Source organism: Ensifer sp. 2TAB8 (assembly GCF_052115125.1).
Classification (GTDB): domain Bacteria; phylum Pseudomonadota; class Alphaproteobacteria; order Rhizobiales; family Rhizobiaceae; genus Ensifer.
In genome coordinates this window covers 94,425-112,989 of record NZ_JBFRGB010000008.1, presented here as the reverse complement: position 1 = coordinate 112,989, position 18,565 = coordinate 94,425, and the positions used below count along the sequence as shown (strand labels likewise).

The window sequence follows — 18,565 nt, the reverse complement described above, 5'->3', positions numbered from 1 at the left end:
TTCGATGCGAACCGGTTGCCCTTGTGCCGGAACCCGCCGCCCCCTCAGGTGCCGAGCGGTCGCAAAAACGGGAGATGGTCATGGATGCAAGCACGATCAGGCAATGGAAATCGGAGGGCCGGAACCGGCTCAAGGCGGAGCTCGATCCGGTGATCGCCGGAGCCCTCGACGAACGGCGGATCGTTGGCACGGTCGTCGAGATCCTTATCGACGGTGAGCCCGCCTACCGATGTGCCGCCGGCTTTGCCGACCGCGAAGCCGGCCGCCCGATGACCAGGGACAGCATCTTCCTGYTCTCCTCGGTGGCGAAGCCGATCGTCACGGTTGCTGCTCTCAGCTTGGTGCAAAGCGGTAGAGTGGGTCTCGACGATGCCGTGTCGGATTGGCTGCCCGCGTTCAGGCCGCGACTGCCGGACGGCAGTGCGCCTCGGATAACCATTCGCCAGCTCCTCACGCACAGCGCCGGCTTGAGCTACGTCTTCATGGAGCAGGGCAACGGCCCCTATCACCGACATGCCATCAGCAGCGGCCTTGACGATACCGACGATGATTTCCCTGCCCTGATCGACAAGCTCTCCGATATCCCGCTGTCCTACCCGCCTGGAAAGGGTTGGGGCTATTCGATGGGCCTCGACGTGCTCGGTGCGGTCATTGAGCAGGTGACGACGTCAAAGCTGCCGGAGGCGATCACCGCGCTGGTCACCGGCCCGTTGGCGATGGACGACACCGCCTTCTCGGTGACGGACACAGCCAGGCTCGTGACACATTACGGCGACGGGTCGCCGCAACCACGGCGGCTCGCCGGTGACGACGCAGTTCCCTTCTTCGGCAATCCCGTCCGCTTCTCGCCCGGCCGCATCTTCAATCCATGGGCATTTCCCTCCAGCGGTGCCGGCATGGCGGGCACCGCTGGCGATGTGATCCGCCTTCTCGAGAGCCTGAAAGCCGGACATTCGCCGGTGCTCGACGACGCCACCGCCCGTTCGATGTTCGACATTCAGGCAAGGACGGGCGGCCTGGCGTCGGGGCCCGGTTGGGAGTTCGGTTTCGGCGGCGCGGTCCTTGTCGAGCCCGAGATTGCCGGGACACCGCAGTCACGCGGCACACTGCAGTGGGACGGCGCCTACGGCCACAAGTGGTTCGTTGACCTGGCGCGCGGCCTGACTGTCGTTGCGCTGACCAACACCGCCTTCGAGGGCATGAACGGGCGCTTCCCGGTCGATCTCCGCGACGCGATCTATCGAGGCCTCTGACCATGCGAAGCGCCCCATATCCTGTCGTCCTCGACCGCTACTTCGCTCGCATCGGTTATGCCGGGTCGAGATCGCCCGACCTGATGACGCTCGGCCGCATCGTTGCGCGCCATGCCGCGTCGATCCCCTTCGAGGCGATCGATGTGCTGCTTGGCCGCCCGATCGAGCTGTCGCCGGCGGCAATCGACGCCAAGCTCATCGACCGCAGGCGCGGCGGCTACTGCTTCGAGCAGAACAGCCTGTTGCAACGTGTGCTCGGCGCGCTCGGCTATCGTGTGGAGCCGTTGATGGCCCGCGTCCTGTGGATGCGCGAGCCCGATGCACCGCCACCGGCATGGTCGCATATGGCGCTCCGCGTCTTCGTCGAAGGTGTCGGCTACCTTGCCGATGTCGGCTTCGGCAGTTGCGTGCCGACCGCACCTCTGCTTTTCGACCGGACCACGCCGCAGCCGACGCCGCATGAGCCGTTTCGCCTCAGCCGGACGTTCGAGGGCTACCTGCTTGAAGCGCAGCTCGGTCGCGACTGGCTCCCGGTCTACGAAGTGTCGCCGATGATTTGCGGAGAGGAAGCGTATCGGACCGCGAACATCGTGACATCGACCCATCCGCAATCGCTTTTCCGCCAGAACCTGCTGGTGGCCCTAACCACCGAAGAGGCACGCAAGGTACTGTTCGGAAACCGGCTGACGATCCGCAACCGAAACGGCACCGTCACGCGGCAAGATCTCGATGCACCGGCCATCGAACGTGCTCTGACCGGCGTGTTCGGACTACCTTTCCAGGACGATTGGCGCCGTATCATCACCCGCTTCGGCGGTCCCGTGGTGCCGGACTGACGCTGCGTCTATCGGTGCCTCATCACATATTCCTTGAGGATCATCGCGTGATTGTGCACCTCGTCCTTGACGCTGTAGAGCAAGATCACGGGACCGGCATCGATCCGCTGGAGCAACTGCTCTACGGCAGTCGGGTTACCGTCGAGCTCGGCAATGTATCGTTCGCTGAATTCGGTCCAGTTGCCCTGGTCACCATGAAACCAGCGGCGCAGTTCGGTCGAAGGGGCGATCTCCTTCAGCCACAGATCGACCGCCGCTTCCGCCTTGGTCATCCCGCGCGGCCAAAGACGATCGACAAGAATGCGCATGCCGTCGCCGTCAGCCTTCGGCTCGTAGACACGTTTCGTGTTCACTTGCATGGTCGTTTCGCCCCGCGGGTGTCGCCCTTCTTTGGACCATAGCGCAAGGCCTTTGTCCAATCGAGCATCTGGGAGAGGCGCGTGCCGCCTACACGCCGCGCCGATTGCCCCAGAGCAGGACGTGAAGCTGCGGCAGAACGCGCGCCTCGAACCAGYGATCCTCCGTCACCTTGCCGACGAGCCAAAGCATGCGGTCGATGATGCCGTCGATATCGACGGTCGCATCGTCATCGTCAGGCGGCGGCGGGGTGTGATTGCCGGGCTGCAGGTAGAGCGGCAGATGCGGGTAACGGGTCGCCGCATCGCGGGCATAGGCATAGTCACGTTCGTCGAAGACAACGATCTTCAGCGCCACCTGCGGTCCCTCCGCTGCCATGCGAAGACAGTCGTCGAAGACATGCCAGTCCGTTTCCATGCCGCTCGACGGCGGCTTCGGGCTCAAGACCAGCACGTCGAGATTGGCAAACCAGTCCTTGGCGAGGCTGCCCTGGGTTTCCAGCGCAAAGCGATAGCCCTCCTCGTGCCCGCGTGAGATCAAGGGACCAAGTGGCTGGATTGCCGGATTGCCGCCGGACAGCGACACCGTCAGCGGCTTGCCGCCGGAAAGCCTAACAACCTCCTGCCAGATCTCCTCGACACCCATCGGCAGCCATTGATCGCGGTATTCGCTATCGACCGCGTGCAGCGTGTCGCACCAGCTGCAGCGATAATCGCAGCCGCCCGTGCGCACGAACACGGTCGGGAGCCCGATCAGGACACCTTCGCCCTGGATCGTCGGCCCGAAGATCTCACTGACGCGAATGCGCGGTTCACCTGGCCCGCTCATGGCCGGTACTCCGCCCAGGTTTTCGGCGTTTCGCTGACACGGACGGCAGACGTTTCCGGCAGCTTTACCTTGCACCAGTCGTAGAAATGCTTCGCCAGACATTCGGCCGTCACCCGGTCATGACCGAGAACGTCGTTCAGATGGCGATGGTCGAAGCTCTCGTCGATGTAGCGCTTCAGCGGCGAAAGCTCGTGATAGTCACGCACGAAGCCATGCTCGTTCAGCTCCTCCCCGGCAAGCTCGACTTCGACGATGTAGTTGTGGCCGTGCAGCCGTGCACATTGGTGCTCTGCCGGCAGGCTCTTCAGCTGATGCGAGGCTGAGAAATGGAACTCCTTGGTGATCCGGAACATCACTTCACCTCCTCGGCCGCATAATTCGCGGTCGCAGCGACCCAAAAATCCGGATCCTCGTACTCGGTCGGATCCGTAATGCTGGCGAGGTGGAACGCTTCCCGCCGCTCGACACAGGTGCCGCAACGGCCGCAGTGGCGTGCACCGCCCTTGTAGCAGGACCACGTCTCCTCGAAGGGTGTCGCGTGGCTCGCACCATCGGTGACGATATCCGCCTTCGAGATCGTCACGTAGGGCGCGTAGAGCTTGACGTCGGCGTAGCCATCGAGCGCCAGTTTCTGCATAACCTGGAATGCGTCTATGAAGCCGGGGCGGCAATCCGGGTAGATGAAATGGTCGCCGCCGTGCACGGCCACGGCCACCGCATCCGCCTTCTGCGCCGCTGCCAGCCCGAAAGCGATGGCAAGCATGATGGCATTGCGGTTCGGAACAACCGTTGCCTTCATGGTTTCCTCGGCATAGTGGCCGTCAGGCACGTCGACATCATCCGTCAACGCCGATCCGGTGAGACGGGCGCCGATGGCGCAGATGTCGATGATCTGATGTGGGACCTTCAGCCGCCGGGCACAGGCGGCCGCAAAGTCCAGTTCCTTGCGGTGCCGCTGGCCATAGTCGAAGGAGAGCAGGCCAATAAGCTCGTGCTCCGCCGCGACCTTATGCGCAAGCGATACCGAGTCCAATCCGCCGGAGCAGATGACGATCGTCTTCATGATAGGTGTCCTTGTTTTGACCGGGTAGGCTGCGACCGGATTACGGGGCGCCTTCTAGGCCAAAGCAGGGGCAATGGGAAGCTTTATGTTGGTGGTTGGGAGCGCGGGAAGCAGGGCCTGCGCGACAGCCTCCTTGCCAAAGGCCATGCGGAAACGGGCGCCACCGCTTGGCGACGTCAGAACGGTCATTTGCGCGCCATGCCGCCGGGCAATCTGCAACACGAGATTGAGACCGAGCCCCGCACCCCGTTCCCGCGGCTTGAGCCGGTAGAATGGCTCGAATATGCGTTCGCGCTCCGCCTCGGGAACGCCGGGACCGTCGTCACAGATTTCGATCACGCCGCCTCGCTCAACCCTTACGACGATCATTCCCTCGTTTCCGGCATGCTCGATCGCGTTTTGAACCAGGTTGATGATCGCCCGTCTGAGGGATGCCGCGTCCGCCTGAACGGGCGATCGCGGTACCGCCGGCTCGTAGGAAAACTCATAGCCTTCATCGATCGCCAGGGGCGCAAGATCCGCGGCAATGTCGCGGCACAATTCGACGAGGTCTACTTCGGAAAGCGGCTTGGCGTTCGCTTCCAGCCGCTGCAGATCGAGCAACTGCTCGGCAAGCGCGGATATTCGCTCGCAATCGGCGATCAGCCGGTCGCGCTCCGGCCCGGCGACCAGTGAATCCAGCCGCGCCTGCAGGATCGCGACCGGCGTGCGCAATTCATGCGCCGCGTCGAGGATGAAACGCTGGTGGCGGCCATAGGCCTGGTCCAACCGGTGAAGTGCATCGTTCATGCCCCGCACGAGCGGACGCACCTCGTTGGGAATGGTCGTTTCGGGCAACCGGTAGTCGCGTCGATCGATGTTGATCTCCTGGGTTTCGCGCGCCAATTCCGAGATGTCGCGGCTCGCTCGATTGACGATCCATGGCACGCCGGCAACCGTTACCAAGGTAAGAAGGATCAACATCGGCGCGAGGGAGAAGCGCGAGAACTGCAGGATGAGGGCCGACTGGCTCATAAGCTCGCCTTGCCCGAACACGGTGAAATCTCCCTCCGCGTTCGACCGGCGCCGGAGTACGGCGAGATAGGGTGACGGATCACCCGCGTCGCGAATATCCGAATAGGTCATCTTGCCGAGGTTCTCGCTCATACCCCGGTAGATCGCGGGAACGTCGCCGATCTGCACGGTCTCGCCGTGGTCGTTGCGCGCGATGAACCAAAAATCCGGATGCCTGGCACGGACATCACCCATTTCCTCGGTCTTTGCCAGCACGAGCTTGCCGTCTGCCCCCCTCCTGATGGCGTCAAAAGCAACCTCAACCGGCCTGGGGCTGACAAGCACACCGCCTTCATCGGCAAGGACCAGGAGGCTCACGAACGAAAGTCCGAAAGCCAGCAGTATCGCCAGTTGGAGAACGAGAAGCTGGGCGATCAACCGCTGTTTGAGAGATCGGGGCCAAAGTTTCTTCACCACCTGCGCCCTGTGGCTGAATTGCATGCACGGTGCATCGGTTGGCCTCGTCCTGGATGTTCTCAATATGAACTGAATGCTTGAAATTGCACGGTCCGGGCACAACGCTTCTTTCCGGAGCCGCCGTCAGTCGAGGCGACGCTGCAAACGATAGATTGCACCGACATTACCAAGCGCAACACACGGGCGCGTGCAACAAGTGAAATCACGATCGGCGTCCGGCCCGTACGACGCATAGCCCTACCTCGATTTCACTCGGTGAAACAGGGCCAGCCCGTGGCATCGGCAAGGTGGATCATCATTTGCGAAGAAGATCGCGTTAGATATCTTCGCCGTGATTTGATCAAGGGGATCATCGATGTACGTTCTTTATGGAGGTGACTTTACCCGCGCACCGCTGGTGCAATGGTTGCTCGAGGAAGGCGAGATCGAATACGAGTACAGGAGGGTTGATATCCTGAATGGCGAGCACCGCTCCTCCGCCTTCCTTGCCATAAATCCCGCCGGCCTGGTGCCGGTCCTGATCACTCCCGAAGGCGAGGCGCTCTACGAAGTCGCGGCCTTGATGCTGTACCTCGCAGATCGGCATCGGCTCACCCATCTCGCGCCACAGGCGGCGGATCCGGACAGGGGCGCCTTCCTCTCCGCCATGTTCCACATTGCCGGAGAGATTCAGGCCGAGATGAAGCGGTTTCATTTCCCACATCGATACGCGCTGCGGGAGGAGGACAACAGCAGCATTCAGGACCACGCGAAATCGCTCATCTTCGGCCGTCTTGACGTCATGAACAGGAGGCTGGCGAGCAGAGGGCCCTATATTCTCGGTTCGCGCTTTTCGATGGCCGATTTCTACTTGTGTTTCTGGATCGCCTATCTCGACGTGGATGGCGTGTGCGACCGATGCCCACAGATGGCCAATCTTTACGAATTGGTGCGCTCGCGTCCGAGCGCCAGCCGATATCTCGATGAAACGGAAAGAGCAGCGACAAGCTACGCAGAGATGCTGAAACGCACTCCCGGCGGGGTCATCACCTAGCGGAGGGGAGGTTCAAGGGGTCAGTATTTGCTCGCGGCCCGGAGCTGCGGCGCCGGGCCGCGACTTCTCTGCTCATCATCATGCGTGTGCATGCGGGTGCTGGCGTTCGTCCCAGACTGACCAGATCGCGAGCGCGGTCACCAGCGCCCCGAGGACGACATGCGTCCACATGGGGTGGGGACTTGTCGAGAATCCAAGCAGCCAAGGCGAAGCGATCAGCCAAAGCCCGACGATGAGGCTTGCCCATTCCTCCCATTCCGCAAACATGGCAAGCGTCGCGATTGCCAGAACGCCGAGCACGATGGCGGCGCCCCAAGCGTTCCAGGCCGGAACGCTCTCGACAACGAAACCCATGATCCAGGGAGAGACGAACAGGCAGACGGCGAGAACCAGATTGACCCAGTCCTGCGCTTTCTTTCCTTCCATCAGTGCCATGACAACCTCCACGAATGAAGCTTGATCAAAGCGTACGACCGCGTGCGGCGCACGCTCTGGAAACTATAATAAATTCAACCGCAAACGCTTTCAAATCTTTTTCGCGCGAGCACGCAGTGATCGCACGCGCCAAATTGCGCAGCAGACCCGTGTTCCGCGGTTTCAAAGGGTGCCAAAGCACAGTCCGTGCGCCGTTTCGCCGGGGCTCTAGTAGCCTCGCGCAGCACCCGCGCCGATGCGGCTATCGACGGCACCATTGTAGCGAGCGCCGCCGGCGCCGATGTCGGAGAGGCTTTCGCCGCCGACGAGAATGCCGGTCGCCTGCCCCCAGATCGTCCAGCTTTCGTCAATCTGAACGTTATGCCCCATCGCCGAGAGCAGTTTGCGGGTATCGGGCGAGAGCGCATAGGGCTCCATGAAGACCTTGTCCGGCAGCCACTGGTGATGGATACGCGGCGCGTCGACCGCTTCCTGGATGTTCATGCCGTGATCGATGACATTGAGGATCGCTTCGAGCGTGATGGTGATGATGCGGGCGCCGCCCGGGCTGCCGATCACCATGAAGGGTTTGCCGTCCTTGGAGATGATCGTCGGGCTCATCGATGACAGTGGCGTCTTGCCGGGCGCAATCGCGTTGGCCTCGCCCTGCACCAGCCCGTAGAGGTTGGGCACGCCGGGCTTGGCGGTGAAATCGTCCATCTCGTTGTTGAGCAGGATGCCAGTTCCGGGCGCCACCACGCCGGCGCCGAAGGAGCCGTTCAGGGTATAGGTGACGGCAACGGCATTGCCCTCGTCGTCGATGATCGAATAGTGCGTCGTCTCCTTGCTTTCACCGAAACCCTTGGGGATCAGCGTTGCGGAAACGCCGGCGCGGAACGGATCGATCTTGGCGCGGATTTCCTTTGCATAGGCCTTGTCGGTGAGCTTGGCGACGGGGTTTTCGACGAAGTCCGGATCGCCGAGCGACGTGTTGCGGTCGACATAGGCATGACGCATCGCCTCGATCATCACATGCACGGTCTCGGCGGCGCCATAGCCCATGTAGGAAATAGGGTAGCCTTCGAGAACGTTGAGAATTTCGCAGATGATCACGCCGCCGGAGGACGGTGGCGGCGAAGAGACGATGTCATAGCCGCGGTAGTTGCACTTGACCGGCTCCAGTTCGCGCACGGCGTAGCGCTCGAAATCTGCTTTCGCCAGAATGCCGCCCTTATCGGCGCTCGCCTTGACGATCTGATCGGCAATCGCACCTTTGTAGAAAGCGTCGGTTCCCTTCTCGGCGATGCTCGAAAGCGATGCGGCAAGGTCGGCCTGGACAAGCTTCTCGCCGGCGACGAAAGGCTTGCCGTCCTTCAGGAAGATGGCGGCGGCTGCCGGATCCTTGGCGAGCCTGTCCGTCTCGCCCTCGAAGGAATCGATATCGCCCTGCTCCAGCACGAAGCCATCCTTGGCAAGCGCGATCGCCGGCGCGATCAGATCGGCAAGTGGTTTGGTGCCATAGCGACTGCGGGCCACTTCAAAGCCCATAACCGGCCCCGGGACACCGACGGCAAGATAGCCCTCGGTGCTCAGGCCATCGACGACATCACCCTTGGCGTCGAGATACATGGTCTTGGTCGCAGCTTGAGGCGCGCGTTCGCGGAAGTCGAGGAAGGTGGTCTTGCCGTCCTTGAAGCGGATCGTCATGAAGCCGCCGCCGCCGATATTGCCGGCAGTCGGATAGGTGACCGCAAGCGCATAGCCGACGGCAACGGCCGCATCCACCGCATTTCCGCCGCTTTTCAGCACGGCAACGCCGACGTCGGACGCCAGATGCTGGGCGGTGACCACCATTCCGTGCTCGGCCTTCACAGGCTCCGGCGAGGCCGCCTGCACCGCCCAGGGCGTCAGGCTCAACGAAACAAACACGGTGACGGGCAGGTTCTTCAAGCGGAAACTCAGCATGCGTCTCTCCCTCGCAGGCGTTGCTCGCAGTGCTTTGCCGGCGGCCGCAACGCGGACGCTCCCCACCACGCCCAAGCGTGGCGGCAACAATCTTTCGGCCAGGCAAGCACTGATTGTAGGCGGCTATGAAGTCACGGGAGTATAGCCACGCTCGATCGGCGATGGCAATTCACACCTCGCCAATCGCAGCGCTTGCATTTGCGGCCGGCACCTGCGTCGGGTTCCCCAAGTCAGCGCACGTGGCGTCTCGTCAGGCGGCATCCGCCAGGATGAGATCGGCGCCCTTTTCCGCAACCATCATCGTCGGCGCATTGATGTTGCCGGCGGTGATGTTGGGGAAGATCGAGGCGTCGACGACACGGAGGCCGGGAACACCGTGGACCTTCAGGCGACTGTCGACCACCGAACGCGCCTGATCCGGCCCCATCGCGCAGGTGCCGCAGAGATGGTAGATCGATCCGGAGTTTTCGCGGAAATAGTCCATCAGCGCCTCGTCGCTTTCGACGCGTGGCGCCGGCGAGATTTCTTCTGCCGTCAGCGAAGAGAGCGCCGAGGCCGACGCGATGCGCCGCACCAGCCGACTCCCCTGCAGCACCTCGTCGATGTCGCGATCGGTCGTCAGATAGTTCGGGCGGATCAGCGGCTTCGCCGAGGGATCCCCGGACGCGATAGAGATGCTGCCGCGGCTCGTCGGCCGGCAGGAGTTGAAGCAGATCAGGTAACCAGGATAGGGCTCCGGCTTCAGACCGGCCTTCGGATCCTTCGGAATTCGGTAGGAGAGCGGGTTGAAGTAGAGCTGGATGTTCGGCCTCTCTTCATCAGGCTTCCCGCGGAAGAAACCGCCCGCCTGGTTGACGCTCATCGAGAACGGTCCCTTGCCGGTTAAGAGATACTGCAGGCCGAGCCGCATCTGGCCGAAGAGGCTGCCGAACTCATCGTTCAACGTCGGGATCGTCGCGCGATAATAGAAGCTGGCGCAGAGATGATCCTGCAGGTTCTGGCCGACGGCCGGCAGATGCCGGCGCGTTTCGACCCCGAGCGACGACAGCGCCTTGCCGTCACCGATGCCCGAGACCTGCAGCAATTGCGGGGTGCCGACCGCGCCGGCGGCCAGGATGACCTCGCGCCCCGCCGTGAAGCGTCGCCGCGTCCCATTCTGAATGACATCGACGCCGGTCACGCGCCCATCTTCGCCAAAGACCAGTCCCTCGGCCTGCGCGTGGCGTTCGATCGTGAGATTAGGACGCTTGAGGGCGGGCCTCAGATACTCGGCGCTCGAATGCGAACGGCGGCCGTTGTTGGTGTTGACGTCGTAGACGCCAGCGCCCTCGATCGAAGCGCCGTTGAAATCTTCGTTCAGCGGCAATTGTAGCGAACCGCAGCTTTCGAGGAATGCATCGGTGATCGGGTGCGTCATGCCGCGCATCGGCGTGATGTGGATCGGGCCTTCGCCGCCGTGCCACTCCGATGATCCCCGGGCATGGGTTTCGAGCCGCCGGAAGTAGGGCAGTACGTCGTCATAGCCCCAGCCCGCATTGCCGGCGTTTTTCCAGTCGTCGAAGTCGTCGCGCGCGCCGCGCACATAGATCATCGCGTTGATCGAGCCGGATCCGCCTTGGACCTTGCCACGCGGCACGTAGATGCTGCGATCTTGAAGCTCGGCCTCCGGCTCGCTCGAATACATCCAGTTGACCGCGGGGTTGTAGTAGCTGCGGGCGTAGCCGACCGGGATCTTGAACCAGAAGGAATTGTCGTTGCCGCCGGCCTCGATCAAAAGCACCTTGTGGCGACCGTTTTCGCTGAGTCGGCTCGCAAGGATGCAGCCCGCCGACCCGGCGCCGACGATGACGTAGTCGTAGATCATCTCGATATCCTATCGTCGGAGTTATCCGCGTGCCGGCGCAAAGGCCTTCACGTCCGCCGGCCGGCTGTCCATCTGCAGGTGCAGGCGCTCGCCGGTGTAGGGCGTGTGATTCTCGACGACATCCATGTTGAGCTCGATGCCGAGACCAGGTTCGCGCGACGGGATGATATAGCCGTCCTCGACGATGAGCTTGGTCTTCAGCACGTCCGCATGGAACCCGCTGAAATCGAGGATCGCCTCATGGATGAGGAAGTTTGGTGTGGCGGCAGAAAGCTGGATGCTGGCGGCGGCGCCCACCGGGCCGTTGTAGAGATGCGGCGCGATCTGGGCGTAGTAGGCCTCGGCCATGCCGGCGATCTTCTTCGCTTCGAGAAGCCCGCCGACGCGCGCGACGTTCATCTGCAGGATCGAGGCGGCCTTGAGTTCGAGGATGCGCTGGAACTCGTATTTGGTCGTCAGGCGCTCGCCGGTCGAAATCGGAATGGAGGTCGCACGCGCCACCTCGGCCATCGCCGCTTCCTGGCCCGGAGGAACCGGCTCTTCGAACCAGAGCGGGTCGTATTTTTCGAGGCGCCGCGCCAGCCGGATCGCCGAAGACGGCACCATCTGGCCGTGGGTGCCGAAAAGCAGGTCGGCGCTGCTGCCGACCGCCTCGCGGATTTTGCGGCAGAACTCCTCCGAGCGGTCCATCACGCCAAGCGAAAGCTGGTGGCCGGAATAGTTGGTATACGGTCCGGCCGGGTCGAACTTGACGGCGGTGAAGCCCATCTCGACCATTTCGACGGCGCAGTCGGCGGCGAGATCCGGGTCGTTGAAATCGAACTCGCCGGCGGCATTCTTCGGATAGAGATAGGTATAGGCGCGCAGCTTCTCGTGCACCGTGCCGCCCAAGAGGTCTGCGACCGGCCGGCCGGCGGCCTTGCCGATGATATCCCAGCAGGCGATTTCGAGGCCCGAGACGATGCCCATCATCGTCGGGTCCGGGCGCTGGGTGAAGCCGCTCGAATAGGCCGAGCGCCAGAAGCGCTCGATCTGGTGCGGGTCATGGCCGAGCAAATGCCGCTCGAAGACGTCCTCGATCAGCGGTGTCAGCGCCTTCGGATGGAACGAGGTCGCGTAGATCTCGCCGATGCCCTCGATGCCGCAGGCGGTCGTGAGGCGCACGAAGATCCAGTACATGCCACCCACATGCGGCGGCGGGACGGCGACGGCATAGGTCTTGAGAGACGCAATCTTCATGGGGGTCATCCCTTTTTCTTGAGGCGGGCCATCAGCGCCAGGGTGGCGATGGCGCCGAGGACGCAGACGGCGGCGATGTAGCCGAAATAGAACTGGTAGCCGGTGATGCCGGGATAGCGGTCCGACAGGTATCCGTTGACGAGCGGCAGGTAGGTGTCGGGCGCATAGCCGACGAGCGAGATAATGCCGATGGCAAGCCCGGTGATGTTGGCCGGCACGTGGCAATCGTCGAGGATCGCCCAGTAGAGACCGCGGATCGTGTAGGTGATGAGGCCGACGAGCAGCACCAGCCCGACGAAGAGGACCGTAGAGCCAACACCTGGCAGCGCGATCATCGCCACGAGGCTGGCGATCGCGACAAGGAAGCTCAGGAGCAGGATGCCCGTCTTGCCGTAGCGGTCACCGAGCAGGCCCCCGCCGATACCGCCGACCGGGCGCAGCCACAGCTTGACAGTCACGATCAGGCCGGCCATGGCGGCTGAAATGCCGAAGCCGCCTTCCTGCAGATAGGCCGAGAAGCTGTAGGTCGCAAGGAAGACGTGATAGCCGCAAAAGATGATGGCGGCGACCAGCCACACCTCGGGGATACGGAGCAGCGTCTTGATGTCGGTAAGCAGGTTGCCTTCGCGCATACGCGCGCCCCTGTCGACAGCGACGGGCTGCGAGACGGCGAAGTAAGCGACGCCGACGACGATGCAGAAGATGGCATAGAGCAGCACGACATCGCGGAAGCCCATGGCAAGCGCGGCGCCGCGCGTTTCCGTCGTGAAGACGAAGAGCGCGATGGCGACGCTTGCAAGCAACGCCTCGACGAGGCCGCGGCCGCCATCGAGAATACCGAAGAAGCGTCCCTGCTCATTGGCGCCGGCAATCAAGTTCACCTGCTTCAGCGTGGCGGCCCAGAACGTCAGGCCCGTCGTGACCCCGAAGCCGCAATAGATGACGAGAAGCGATGAGTAGCTGGGCAGCGTCGCATACCAGAGGCCGAGCAGACCCGTGCCAACCATGGAGATGAGGATCAGGATTCGGGGCTGGACGCGGTCGGCAAGCCAGCCGCTCGGCAGGTAGCCGACAAGGAAGCTGGTGCCGAGAATGGAATAGAGGACGCCAAGCTCGGTGTTCGAGAGCTTCAGCACCTCCAGCATCGTCGTCTGGTAGGACTGGCGCAGATAAAGGATGGGATAGATCGCACCGGCAGCGACCACGATCAGCGCCAATTGCAGATAACGGCTGCTGGCCGACACGGACGGCGCGGCGATTTCTGTTTCGGAAATTGAGCTCAAGGGTAGTCTCCTCCCAGACCGATGACGGGAGCAATGCTATCGGCCCGGTCTTGATGTTGATGTCCAGACAATCCCGGTTCCCGTTCGGAATTGCGTCATTTCAGAAGGTCAGTGTTTCAGGACGACGAGGCGCGTCTGGGTGAATTCCAGCATGCCGTGCTTGCCGTCGTCGCCGCCGAGGCCCGAGCGTTTCCAGCCGGCATGGAAGCCCTGATAGGGATCGGCCGGGAAGCGGTTGACATAGAGCTCACCGGCCTCGATGGCGTCGCTGGTTCGCATGACGGTGCGGTAGTTCTCGGTGAAGAGTACCGAGCTCAGCCCGAACTGATGGTCGCTTGCCTTTGCCAATGCTTCCTCGAACGTCGAGTAGCGGATCATCGCGAGCACCGGACCGAAGACTTCCTCGCGCACGATCTCCATCTCCTGCCGGCAGCCGGAAATCAGCGTCGGCGGATAGAAGTAGCCCGGTCCTTCCGGAAGATGACCGCCGGTCTCGACCGTTCCACCTTCCGCCTTCGCCTGCTCGACCATTTCATGCACCCGCTTCTGCGCGGCGGCGTTGGCGAGCGGCCCCATGCGGGTCGCGTCCTCGGCACGGTCGCCGAAGGCGCGGGCGGCAAAACCTTCACGCAGCTTGGCGAGCAGCGTGTCGTGCACGCTTTCGTGGACATAGAGCCGCTCGGCGCTGGTGCAGACCTGGCCGCAATGGGCGGTCTTGGCGGCGATGATCATCGCTGCCACTGCATCGAGATCCGCATCCGGCTCGACGATCACGGGCGTCTTGCCTCCGAGTTCGAGCGAAGGCTTGGCGATGTTTTCCTTGCAGTAGTCGAGCACGATGCGACCGGCCGAAACGCTGCCGGTCAGCGTGATCATGCCGACGCCGGGATGGGTGCAGAGCGTTTTCGCAACGTCATGCGACATGGTGAGGATGTTGACGAGACCTTCCGGCAGGCCGGCCTCGACGATCGCTTCGGCCAAAACGAAGGCGGATGTCGGCGTGTTGTTGCTCGGGCGCACAACGACGGCGTTTCCCGCTATCAGCGCCGGGGCGATTTTGCGCACCAGTGTGTAGATCGGATAGTTGAAAGGGATCAGGCCGGCAACGACGCCGATCGGAACGCGCTTGAGGAGGAGCGTTTCACCCGCATTGTCGCTTTCGATCACCTCGCCCTCGATGCGGCGCGCCCATTCAGCGTGATAGCGCATCAGTTCGGCGCCGTAGATGACTTCGGCGGTCGCGTCGGCGAGGCTCTTGCCCGACTCCTTTGCCAGCGCCGCACCGATGGTCTCGGCGCGGCTTTCCAGCACTGCAGCCAGCCGGCGGAGCGCGTCGCCGCGCTGAATAGCCGGCAGTGCCGCCCAGGCGCGCTGCGCCTTCACGGCTGCCTCGACCGCCGCTTTTGCCTCGTCGTCCGTTGCCGCCGGCACCGATGTGAAGACCTGGCCGGTTGCCGGATTACGGACGTCGATCGTCACCGCAGACGTGCTTTCGATGAAACGACCGCCGGAAAAGTTGCGATAAGGGCTCATGGCATCTCGGATGTGTTGGCCGCGGCTCCGGGCGCCAAAGGCGCGCGGGACAAGCGGACTGCGCGGGAGAGAGCACAACGAGCGACGGCCCGTCTCTCTCCCCGACCGAGACCGTCACGAAACTGTTGCGACGATAGGCCCGGAGGCACAAGCGAGTAATTTTCAGTGAGAGCATTCCAAAATGGAATGCTTGGCTCAGGCAACTCGGTCAGCCGAAACTTCCGTAAGCAGCCAGGCGCGGAAGGCATCGACCTTGCTGTCGGTTCCCGCCTGGGGCCGCGTGACGAACCAATAGGATTCATGCCCCTCAACATCGACGTCGAATAGCTGAACCAATTGCCCGCTCTCAAGCTGATTGCGCACCATCGAACGGTCGGCGACGGTGACGCCCAGTCCTGCGCAGGCCGCCTCGATCGCGAGATCGAGCAGGTCGAACTCCAGCCCGCCGCGGGTATCGACATCCTGAAAACCCGCGGCATCGAGCCAATGGCGCCAGGTCAGATAGCGCCGGTCGGGCGACGCGAGCACGTGCAGGAAGGTGAAGCGTTGGAGGTCCGACGGACCTTCGATTTTCACCCCTTCGAGCAGCGATGGCGCACAGACAACCACGTGCCGCTCGGTCATCAGGATACTGGCATCCAGCATCGGCCATTCGCCGTCGCCGAAGCGGATCGCGCAATCGAGAAGGCCGCGCTCGGCAAGCGTGTCCGTGGCCTCCGTGCTGAGGCTGATATCGACGTCGGGCAAAGCTGAACGCAGTCTCGGCAGACGCGGCAGCAGCCAGCGCTTGGCAAAGGTCGGCGGCACGTTGATCCGCAAGCGGTTCTGGTTGCTCTTCTCGGTGATGTTGCGCAGCGAAACCTCGATGCTGTGAAACGCCTCCTGGATCGTCGCCAGCAGTTCAGCACCCGCCGACGTCAGCTCGAGATGGTGGTGGCGGCGGATGAGCAGGTCTTCGCCAAGCTCGTCCTCGAGGTTGCGGACCTGCCGACTGACGGCACTTTGCGTGAGGTTGAGCCGCTCAGCCGCCCGCGTGAAGCTGCGGGTCTGCCCGACCACTTCGAAGACCTTCATCGCCGACAGTCCAGGAAGTCTTCGCATCGATAACGTGGCCTCGAGAAACGCTGCGTCCCTGCGGATTGTCGCGGGATCGATGCATACTCTTGCGTGCCGTGCTCTAGCGCACAAGCACGAAAATCCAAATCGCACCCACGGACCACAGGCATGCGTCCGGTTGTCTCGCAACGACAAACGGCGGCTCTCGCCGCCGTTCACCTATCCAAGCCATCGCCTGGCCAAGCCCAGACGAAAACTGGAAACTCACTCGTTCTTACTCCGCGGCATAGAAGCCGTAGAGCACCGGCATCAGCCCGACCAGTGCCTCGAAGCGCTTGAAGGATTTTCGCTCGGGTCGGGTCCAGCCGGTTTCGGCCAGCGCCGAAAGCCGGGGGAAGACGAGCCGGTCGAAGACGGCGCGGTCGGTCATAGGCTCGGACCAGATGCAGCACTGCACGCCGAGCAGATGCTTCTTCTGCGCATCCGTCCAGCCTTCCACGGGGTCGAAGGTGTAGAGCTTTTCCGGATCCGACCAGCCGGCCCAGCTGCCGCCCGGCTCCGACCAGGCCGGGCTGTTGGCCATGTCGAGATAGTAGACCTGGCCGGGGCAGACGACGATGTCATAGCCTTCCTCGGCAAGTGCTGCCGATGCCTCGACCGTGCGCCAGCCGAAGAGCAGCGATTTCGCCTTGTCGATGACATTGCCGTGGGCCGCCTCCTGCCACCCGCCGGTGGCGCAATCGCGGCTTGCCAGGAATTTCTGGACGCGCGCCAGGAACTCGCCCTGCAGCACCGCGGCACCCGATCCGTCGATTTCATCGGCGCCATGGGTGTTCGTGACGACGTTCAGCCGCTTGGCATGGGTTTCGGCCACCTCGTCGCCGGCAAGCGCGCGCAGCCGCGCGAGCGCTTCCGGCGAACCGGACCAGGCGCCGAGTGGTACTTCGTCGGCGCCAACATGGATGGCGCGCATCGGGAAGAGATCGATCAACTCGTCGAAGATGATCTCCAGCACGCGATAGGTCTCTTCACGCGCCGGGTTGAGGCAATTGTCCGGGAAGCCCTGGACCGAATGATAGCTGCCCTTCTCGTCGGGGTCGCGCAGTTCCGGGATCGCTTGCAGCATGGCATAGGAATGTCCGGGAATATCGATCTCCGGCATCACCTCGATGCCGAGGTTGGCTGCCAGCGCCACGATCTGACGGACTGCCGCCTTGGTGTAATAGCCACCAGTCGGCTCGGGCCCGGAGCCGAGCAGCGGCGGGATCTTGCGGCCGTGGCCGCGCCAGGCGCCGATTTCGGTCAGCGCCGGATAGGCGTCGATCTCGATGCGCCAAGCCTCGTCATCGGTCAGGTGCCAGTGGAAACGGTTGAGCTTGTTCCAGGCCATCAGCCGCAGGAAGCGCTCGACCTCGGCGGTGCTGTAAAACTGCCGCGCGACATCGAGATGGGTGCCGCGCCAGGCGAGCGCCGGCTCGTCCTTGATCTCGCCGCCCGTCGGAAACACGAAGGTGCCCGGATGCGACCGCGCCCCGCGCAGGACCTGACCGAGCGTGATCAGACCATACAGGATGCCCGTCTCGCTACCGCCCGAAACGGCAACGCCGGCGGGCGAGAAGCGGATCGTGTAGGCCTCCGGACCAAGGTCTGCTGCCTTTGACAGAGCGACCGGGAAACCGCCTTCCGCCGCCGGCCGGACGATGCCCTCAACCGGAAATAGGCTGGCCGTGAGATCGGCAAACGCCTTCGCAGCGGCGGACGCTTCACTGCCTTCGGCCTTCAGATCGAGACCCGGAGGCGCCAGCAACTGACCGGAGACCGCAACAGCTTGCGGCCAGGGCACGATCGAGACCGGCACCGGCGCCACCTTCGGCACCGGATAGACGGCGGCGCCGCGCTTCAGCTCGGCGTTGTCGCCGTGCGCCCGCGAGGCAAGCACGGCCACTGGCGCATTCGTGCCGTCGGACAGAACGAGGAAAGCGGCATTGGCGCCATCGGTCCAGTGGCGCGGCTCGAAGCTCATGCCGAGGGCCTTGAGCGTCCAGGTCGCGCCGGGCTTCAGTTCAAACCCTTCCGGCGGTGCGAATTCGGCATAGTTGGAGAGCCGGACGAGAAGCTGCCCGCCCTCGACCTCGGCGGCAGGATCGATGCGCGCGGGGCCCGAGACGCCGAGGCGAAAACCCTTGATCGTCCGGTCCGAATTGTTGGTGAGCGTCAGCGCATAGACCGACCTGTCGGCGGTGCCGACCGGCACCCAGAGCGTTTCCAGAAGATAGTCAGATTTGGCGGCAAACGTCATCAAATGGCTCCATGAGTGATTGGTCTCTGTGATCGGCCGGAAGGCCCGCGCGTTTCTTGGCGAAGGCGTGTC

16 protein-coding genes are annotated in these 18,565 nt (G+C 63.1%); 3 read left to right on the top strand and 13 right to left on the bottom strand.

Annotated elements, in window-relative coordinates; all coding sequences use genetic code 11:
- The first annotated feature begins 80 nt into the window (after positions 1–80).
- Together AB4Z53_RS15600 and AB4Z53_RS15595 are read left to right on the top strand one after the other, a co-directional pair.
- Entirely contained in the window at positions 81–1,253 is a 1,173-nt protein-coding gene (locus AB4Z53_RS15600) for a serine hydrolase domain-containing protein (protein WP_441596549.1), read from the top strand.
- Between the two features lie 2 nt (positions 1,254–1,255).
- Positions 1,256–2,089 carry an arylamine N-acetyltransferase family protein gene (locus AB4Z53_RS15595; RefSeq protein ID WP_441596548.1) on the top strand — a complete coding sequence of 278 codons (834 nt, stop codon included), beginning with the start codon at positions 1,256–1,258 and terminating at the stop codon, positions 2,087–2,089.
- 8 nt (positions 2,090–2,097) lie between these two features.
- On the opposite strand, the gene AB4Z53_RS15590 is transcribed toward AB4Z53_RS15595, so the two are convergent.
- The 5 genes from AB4Z53_RS15590 to AB4Z53_RS15570 all read right to left on the bottom strand — a co-directional run bounded on the left by AB4Z53_RS15590 (position 2,098) and on the right by AB4Z53_RS15570 (position 5,708).
- Complete coding sequence (locus tag AB4Z53_RS15590) at positions 2,098–2,448, bottom strand: DUF488 domain-containing protein (RefSeq protein WP_223728432.1); 351 nt, start codon at positions 2,446–2,448, stop codon at positions 2,098–2,100.
- Between the two features lie 88 nt (positions 2,449–2,536).
- Positions 2,537–3,274 carry a 7-carboxy-7-deazaguanine synthase QueE gene (queE, locus tag AB4Z53_RS15585; RefSeq protein WP_441596547.1) on the bottom strand — a complete coding sequence of 246 codons (738 nt, stop codon included), beginning with the start codon at positions 3,272–3,274 and terminating at the stop codon, positions 2,537–2,539.
- Positions 3,271–3,627 carry a 6-carboxytetrahydropterin synthase QueD gene (gene queD, locus AB4Z53_RS15580; RefSeq protein WP_113539775.1) on the bottom strand — a complete coding sequence of 119 codons (357 nt, stop codon included), beginning with the start codon at positions 3,625–3,627 and terminating at the stop codon, positions 3,271–3,273. Before queD ends, queE begins: the two co-directional genes overlap by 4 nt.
- Positions 3,627–4,337 (bottom strand): 7-cyano-7-deazaguanine synthase QueC, encoded by a 711-nt coding sequence (queC, locus tag AB4Z53_RS15575; protein WP_441596546.1) that lies wholly within the window; start codon positions 4,335–4,337, stop codon positions 3,627–3,629. The genes queD and queC overlap by 1 nt, the downstream gene beginning before the upstream one ends.
- A 54-nt stretch (positions 4,338–4,391) precedes the next feature.
- Entirely contained in the window at positions 4,392–5,708 is a 1,317-nt protein-coding gene (locus AB4Z53_RS15570; RefSeq protein WP_441596545.1) for a sensor histidine kinase, read from the bottom strand.
- 454 nt (positions 5,709–6,162) lie between these two features.
- Between AB4Z53_RS15570 and AB4Z53_RS15565 the strand changes: the two genes are divergently transcribed.
- Positions 6,163–6,840, top strand: coding sequence for a glutathione S-transferase family protein (locus tag AB4Z53_RS15565; RefSeq protein ID WP_441596544.1), 678 nt, complete (start codon positions 6,163–6,165; stop codon positions 6,838–6,840).
- 78 nt (positions 6,841–6,918) lie between these two features.
- Here the strand turns inward: AB4Z53_RS15565 and AB4Z53_RS15560 are convergent, their stop codons facing one another.
- From AB4Z53_RS15560 to AB4Z53_RS15525, 8 genes are all read right to left on the bottom strand, one after another.
- Positions 6,919–7,275 (bottom strand): SPW repeat protein, encoded by a 357-nt coding sequence (locus AB4Z53_RS15560; protein WP_291159429.1) that lies wholly within the window; start codon positions 7,273–7,275, stop codon positions 6,919–6,921.
- 207 nt (positions 7,276–7,482) lie between these two features.
- Positions 7,483–9,219 carry a gamma-glutamyltransferase gene (gene ggt / locus AB4Z53_RS15555; protein ID WP_441596543.1) on the bottom strand — a complete coding sequence of 579 codons (1,737 nt, stop codon included), beginning with the start codon at positions 9,217–9,219 and terminating at the stop codon, positions 7,483–7,485.
- A 250-nt stretch (positions 9,220–9,469) separates the two neighbouring features.
- Positions 9,470–11,083 carry a GMC family oxidoreductase gene (locus tag AB4Z53_RS15550; protein WP_441596542.1) on the bottom strand — a complete coding sequence of 538 codons (1,614 nt, stop codon included), beginning with the start codon at positions 11,081–11,083 and terminating at the stop codon, positions 9,470–9,472.
- A 21-nt stretch (positions 11,084–11,104) separates the two neighbouring features.
- Positions 11,105–12,322 (bottom strand): mandelate racemase/muconate lactonizing enzyme family protein, encoded by a 1,218-nt coding sequence (locus AB4Z53_RS15545; RefSeq protein ID WP_441596541.1) that lies wholly within the window; start codon positions 12,320–12,322, stop codon positions 11,105–11,107.
- A 5-nt stretch (positions 12,323–12,327) separates the two neighbouring features.
- A complete protein-coding gene (locus AB4Z53_RS15540) occupies positions 12,328–13,605 on the bottom strand; it encodes an MFS transporter (RefSeq protein ID WP_441596540.1) in 1,278 nt (425 codons plus the stop codon).
- Positions 13,606–13,713: 108 nt separating this feature from the next.
- Complete coding sequence (gene aldA, locus AB4Z53_RS15535; RefSeq protein WP_441596539.1) at positions 13,714–15,138, bottom strand: aldehyde dehydrogenase; 1,425 nt, start codon at positions 15,136–15,138, stop codon at positions 13,714–13,716.
- 195 nt (positions 15,139–15,333) lie between these two features.
- Positions 15,334–16,239 carry a LysR substrate-binding domain-containing protein gene (locus AB4Z53_RS15530; protein ID WP_441596538.1) on the bottom strand — a complete coding sequence of 302 codons (906 nt, stop codon included), beginning with the start codon at positions 16,237–16,239 and terminating at the stop codon, positions 15,334–15,336.
- Between the two features lie 229 nt (positions 16,240–16,468).
- Positions 16,469–18,493: a beta-N-acetylhexosaminidase gene (locus tag AB4Z53_RS15525; protein WP_441596537.1), complete on the bottom strand. Its 2,025-nt coding sequence runs from the start codon at positions 18,491–18,493 to the stop codon at positions 16,469–16,471.
- Positions 18,494–18,565 lie beyond the last annotated feature (72 nt).